The sequence below is a fragment of the Mesorhizobium sp. M7A.F.Ca.CA.002.05.1.1 genome, assembly GCF_003998335.1.
Taxonomy (GTDB): Bacteria; Pseudomonadota; Alphaproteobacteria; order Rhizobiales; family Rhizobiaceae; genus Mesorhizobium.
Genome location: NZ_RZQI01000272.1, coordinates 1 through 5,217, shown reverse-complemented (window position 1 = coordinate 5,217; position 5,217 = coordinate 1). Strand labels below are relative to the sequence as shown.

Sequence of the window (5,217 nt, the reverse complement as noted above, 5' to 3'; positions counted from 1 at the left end):
AAAGGCGGCTGGTCGGGCCGTTCATCTTCTTCGACCGCATGGGTCCTGCCATCCTGCGGGCCGGCCAGGCGCTCGACGTCCGTCCGCATCCGCATATCGGCCTGTCGACGGTCACCTATCTGTTCGACGGCAAGATCCGGCACCGCGATTCACTCGGCACCGAAATGGTCATTCAGCCCGGCGACGTGAATTTGATGACCGCTGGCCGCGGCATCGTCCATTCGGAGCGTACGCCGGAGGAACTGCGTGGCGCGCCGATGTCGGTATCCGGTCTGCAGACATGGCTGGCGCTGCCGGACGACAAGGAAGAGGTGGCACCGGTTTTCGAGAACACAGGAGCGCTCAGGCTTCCCGAGATCGATGCCGAAGGCGTCAACGGGCGCCTCATCATCGGCGATTTCCAGGGGTTGCGGTCGCCGGTCAGGGCCGACTCGGAGACGCTCTACGCCGACCTGCGCCTGGCGCCCGGCGCCAGCGTGAAAATCCCGGCCGATGCGGAAGAACGCGCCATTTACACGCTGGAGGGCGAGGTCTCGATTTCGGGCGATGTGTTCCCAGCCGAACGGCTGCTGGTGTTCCGTCCCGGTGACGAGATCGTCGTGTCGTCGCTGACCGGCGCGCATTTCATGCTGTTCGGCGGCGCCTCTCTTGGTTCGAAGCGTTATATCTGGTGGAATTTCGTCTCCTCATCGAAGGAGCGCATCGAACAGGCCAAGCAAGAATGGAAGGCGGGCCGCTTCGACATCGTTCCCGGAGACGAGGAAGAGTTCATCCCGCTGCCGGAAAGCTGATGCCCGTCGCCGGAAAGTGGCAGAACGAAATGCATAGACAAAAGACTAGGGCCTGATCCGCGTCACTGACACGCATTTACTTTCGCCGGCCGGCGGCCTATTCGCCCATCAACCGAAAGCCCGAGCACAGTGAACGCAACGCCGCATACGCCGCTTCTCGACAAGGTCCGCATCCCGGCCGACCTGCGCACGCTTGCGGAAAGTGAACTGCCGCAATTGGCGTCCGAGCTTCGCGCCGAGCTGGTCGACGCCGTCTCCCGCACGGGTGGTCATCTGGGCGCCGGGCTTGGCGTGGTCGAGCTGACAGTGGCGCTGCACTATGTCTTCAACACCCCCGATGACAGGCTGATCTGGGATGTCGGCCACCAGGCCTATCCGCACAAGATCCTGACCGGCCGCCGCGACCGTATCCGCACGCTGCGCCAGGAAGGCGGTCTGTCCGGCTTCACCCGCCGCGCCGAGAGCGAGTACGATCCCTTCGGCGCCGCCCACTCCTCGACATCGATATCGGCCGGCCTCGGCATGGCCGCCGCCCGCGATCTCTCCGGCGGCCGCAACAGCGTCATTGCCGTCATCGGCGATGGCGCCATGTCTGCCGGCATGGCCTATGAGGCGATGAACAATGCCGGTGCGCTCGATGCACGGCTGATCGTCATTCTCAATGACAACGACATGTCGATCGCGCCGCCGACCGGCGCGATGAGCGCCTATCTGGCGCGGCTGGCCTCCGGCAAGGCCTATATCGGCCTGCGCGATTTCGGCAAGAAACTGACGTCCTATCTCGGCAAGCGCGCGGATCGTGCGATCACAAGGGCGGTCGAGCATGCACGCGGCTATGTCACCGGCGGCACGCTGTTCGAGGAACTCGGCTTCTATCACATCGGCCCCATAGACGGCCACAATCTGGAGCACCTGATCCCGGTCCTGAAAAATGTCCGCGACAATGGCGAAGGCCCGGTGCTCATCCATGTCGTCACCCAGAAGGGCAAGGGCTATGCGCCGGCCGAAGCCGCCGCCGACAAATATCACGGCGTCAACAAGTTCGACGTCATCACCGGCGCGCAGGCCAAGGCGCCAGCCAACGCACCGGCCTACACCAAGGTGTTCGCCGAAAGCCTGGTCCAGGAGGGCCGCGAGGACGACCGCATCGTCGCCGTCACGGCCGCCATGCCGAGCGGCACCGGCCTCGACCTGTTCGGTGAAGCGTTCCCATCGCGCACCTTCGATGTCGGCATCGCCGAACAGCACGCGGTGACCTTCGCCGCCGGCCTTGCCACCGAAGGCTGCAAGCCGTTCGCGGCCATCTATTCCACCTTCCTGCAGCGCGCCTACGACCAGGTCGTCCACGACGTCGCTATTCAGAAATTGCCGGTGCGGTTTCCCATCGACCGCGCCGGTTTCGTCGGCGCCGATGGCGCGACCCATTGCGGCGCCTTCGACACCACCTTCCTGGCGACACTGCCGGGTTTCGTCGTCATGGCGGCCGCCGACGAGGCGGAGCTGCGCCACATGGTGCGCACCGCGGCGAGCTATGATGAGGGTCCGATCGCCTTCCGCTATCCGCGCGGCAATGGCGTCGGCGTCGACATGCCGGAGCGCGGCTCGGTTCTCGAAATCGGCAAGGGCCGCATCGTCAAGGAGGGTACCAAGGTTGCATTGCTGTCTTTCGGCACGCGGCTGCAGGATTGCCTGATCGCCGCGGAGGAGCTAGGTGCTGCCGGGCTGTCCACCACGGTCGCCGACGCCCGTTTCGCCAAGCCGCTCGACCAGGATCTGATCCGGCGGCTGGCCCGCTCGCATGAGGTGCTGGTGACGGTGGAGGAGGGCGCCGTCGGCGGCTTCGCCAGCCACGTGCTGCAGTTCCTTGCCCATGAGGGCCTGCTGGAAAGCGGCCTGAAGGTGCGTCCGCTGGTGCTGCCCGACGCGTTCAGCGACCACGCCAAGCCGGAAAAGATGTATGCCGATGCCGGGCTCGATGCCGCCGGCATCGTGCGCACCGTGTTCGTGGCACTCGGGCACACAGTCCACGCCCAGCGCGCCTGAATCCCAGCGCGCCTGAATCAAAGTCTCAAAGACTTGAATTAGTTTGCCGGCAAGCGATCTTAAGGCATTGTTTACGCTGCCATTTGGCGCTTTGCTTACCGTGTCTCTTGGCCGTTTTTCAATGGCGCCCTGCTAGATCGTGATCAGGCAGGGAGACAACAACAATGAAAACGCTTCTGTGCGGCGCAGCACTTTGCGCCGTTATCATCGCGCCGGCCACAGCCGAAACGCGCTATGACCGCAGCCTCGAAAAGGCGGCGATGGGCATCATCGCCGGCAAGATGGGCGACATCCGCGGCGGCTTTTCCTTCAAGCAGGTGCCGCAATTGGTGGTTCTGCCGGCCCCTGTTCCCGCGCCTGCGGGTGCCATCGAGCCTGCACGCGAGCAAGCTTCGGGCGGCCGTGAGGATGGCTTGTCTCCAGCCGTCGAGCGCCCGGTTTCGCGAACCGTATTCTGAGCTGAAGACAGCAAGCCTTGATCGGGATTGCCCGATCGTTTCGCGCTTGCCGCTGTGCAGGCGATCTAAAAAGCGTCGGCAATGCTACTCCGCCGCAACCAGCTCCGCTTGCTGCGCCGATTTCTCGGGGCGCCAGGATTGCGCCGCGTGGCGGGCGCGGTCTGCCAGGGCGGCTAGGCGTCCGCGCAGGTTTCGTCCACCCACCACCGACGACAAGATCACCGAATGCGTCGCAAAGCGGCGCTTGAAATCCTCGCCGCCGCAGAGAAAATCGATCGTGGTCAAGCCCCGGTCAAACGACCACTGGATGTAATCCATCATCAAGACCATCCCCGGCGAGGCCCGTTCGAAGGCCGGATCATAGGTGGTGACGAAAGCCATCATCGTTCCATGCTGCTCGAAATTGATCGAGATGGCGATGATCTCGTCTTCGCGTTCGAGCACGAAGATGCGCAGCAATCCAAGCTTGGCCAGAACGGATATGAGTGCCGCCAGCGCGGGGGAGCCTTCGTCGAAGAGGTCCGAAACGCGGCCGTGTTTTGCAAGCCACAACCGCTTCAGCGCGGCGACGCGCTCCAGCACCGGCTCGCGGGCTTCGTGTGCATCCATCAGGCGGAAACGCAGCGCGCCGCCTTCCTCCATGAATTTGTAGCCACGGCGATAGTTTTGCCGAGTTTTCTTCGACTGGCTTTCAAACCATTGTGCGCCGCGTTGCCCGGCGCCGGAAACTCGATAGCTGACCTCGCTGCGGTGGCTTGGCTGCAAGATATTGCTCTGGCCTGGGGCGGCGGGACCAAGCAGGGTCCGGAATCGGGCATCAGGCAACAGACGATTGAGGTAGGCAAGATCGAAGCCGCCATCGTCGAGGATATGTTGCCAGAGTTGCGGCAGGATCTGTGGCTCGGCATCGGGAGCAACCAGGACATCGCCATAGTCGCAGTGATCTTTCGCCGCCCATTCCAGCATACGGATGCCCGAGCGCCAGAAGGTCGCGAGCGCAATGACGGCCTCGAGACGCTCGCCGCTCCAGACCAGGCCGATCCTGAGACCGCGACGGTCCTGATGCGGTGTGGTGTGCCACCAGGCCGAGATCCAGTCGGGATGCTGGAAAACGAGGCCGCCGGCGCGTTGCCAGAGCGCTGCCCAGGCGGGCGCGATTTCTGCCAGTCGCGCTGGCGAGGTCGCAATTTCGATCCGGTGCGTTCGCGGCATCCGGAACACGGCGGGTCCGTTCATGGCTTCCCCCTTTGCGGCGATTGCTGTGGCTCGGGCTTGTCGGTGCGGAAATGTCTGGCGATCTGCCGCCACATCCGCTTCAGCGGCAGGACATAGAGGCCTGCGAGCGACTGGTAGTCGCGCACGTTGCGTTCGATCAAACCGAACTTGAAGTCCTCGTCGGGTCTCGGAACGCACAGGGTTCCGAAGAGCCGATCCCAGAACGAGAAGAGCAGCCCGAAGTTCTTGTCGTAGTGGCGCGGGTCGGTGCTGTGGTGCAGCTGATGCCAGTGCGGGCACAGGATCAGATTGTTCAACGGTCCAAACGAGATCTTGAAATGCGTGTGCCTGACGAAATCCATCATCAGGATGTTGCGTATGATGTAGACGTTGACGCCGAAGACCGTCAGCTCGACGAGGTTCAGCGACACCAGCGACCAGATGCCGAAGCAGATGCCGGGAATGACGCCGTCCCAGGCCCGGTTCATCAATTCGTCGAGCGGGTGGACGCGATCCTTGGTGATGCCGACCATCACCTCGGCCGAATGGTGAACCTTGTGCAGTTCCCACAGCACCGGGTAGCGGTGCTGGGCGACGTGATAGAGATAGTACGAAATGTCGTAGGCAAGCAGCATGGTGATGGTGAAGATCGTCACCGTCACCGGCCCTGCCGGTCCTTCGATCAGGGGCGGCTGGATCGCCAGCAGCGT

The 5,217-nt window shown here is 63.4% G+C and carries 5 protein-coding genes; 3 read left to right on the top strand and 2 right to left on the bottom strand.

Annotation, left to right across the window (positions count from 1 at the left end; translation table 11 throughout):
• From EN939_RS15680 to EN939_RS15670, 3 genes are all read left to right on the top strand, one after another.
• Window positions 1-791, top strand: a 791-nt coding sequence (locus EN939_RS15680; protein WP_245473100.1) for a pirin family protein, incomplete at its 5' end; no start/stop codon positions are given.
• Window positions 792-920: 129 nt separating this feature from the next.
• The gene (gene dxs, locus EN939_RS15675) at window positions 921-2,834 is read left to right on the top strand and encodes a 1-deoxy-D-xylulose-5-phosphate synthase (RefSeq protein WP_127268718.1); all 1,914 of its coding nucleotides are present in this window, start codon (window positions 921-923) and stop codon (window positions 2,832-2,834) included.
• A 164-nt stretch (window positions 2,835-2,998) separates the two neighbouring features.
• The gene (locus tag EN939_RS15670) at window positions 2,999-3,292 is read left to right on the top strand and encodes a hypothetical protein (RefSeq protein WP_127268717.1); all 294 of its coding nucleotides are present in this window, start codon (window positions 2,999-3,001) and stop codon (window positions 3,290-3,292) included.
• An 84-nt stretch (window positions 3,293-3,376) separates the two neighbouring features.
• Here the strand turns inward: EN939_RS15670 and EN939_RS15665 are convergent, their stop codons facing one another.
• Window positions 3,377-4,258 carry a GNAT family N-acetyltransferase gene (locus tag EN939_RS15665; RefSeq protein WP_236382844.1) on the bottom strand — a complete coding sequence of 294 codons (882 nt, stop codon included), beginning with the start codon at window positions 4,256-4,258 and terminating at the stop codon, window positions 3,377-3,379.
• A 266-nt stretch (window positions 4,259-4,524) separates the two neighbouring features.
• The coding region (locus EN939_RS15660) for a sterol desaturase family protein (RefSeq protein ID WP_164751010.1) at window positions 4,525-5,217 on the bottom strand (693 nt) is incomplete at its 5' end.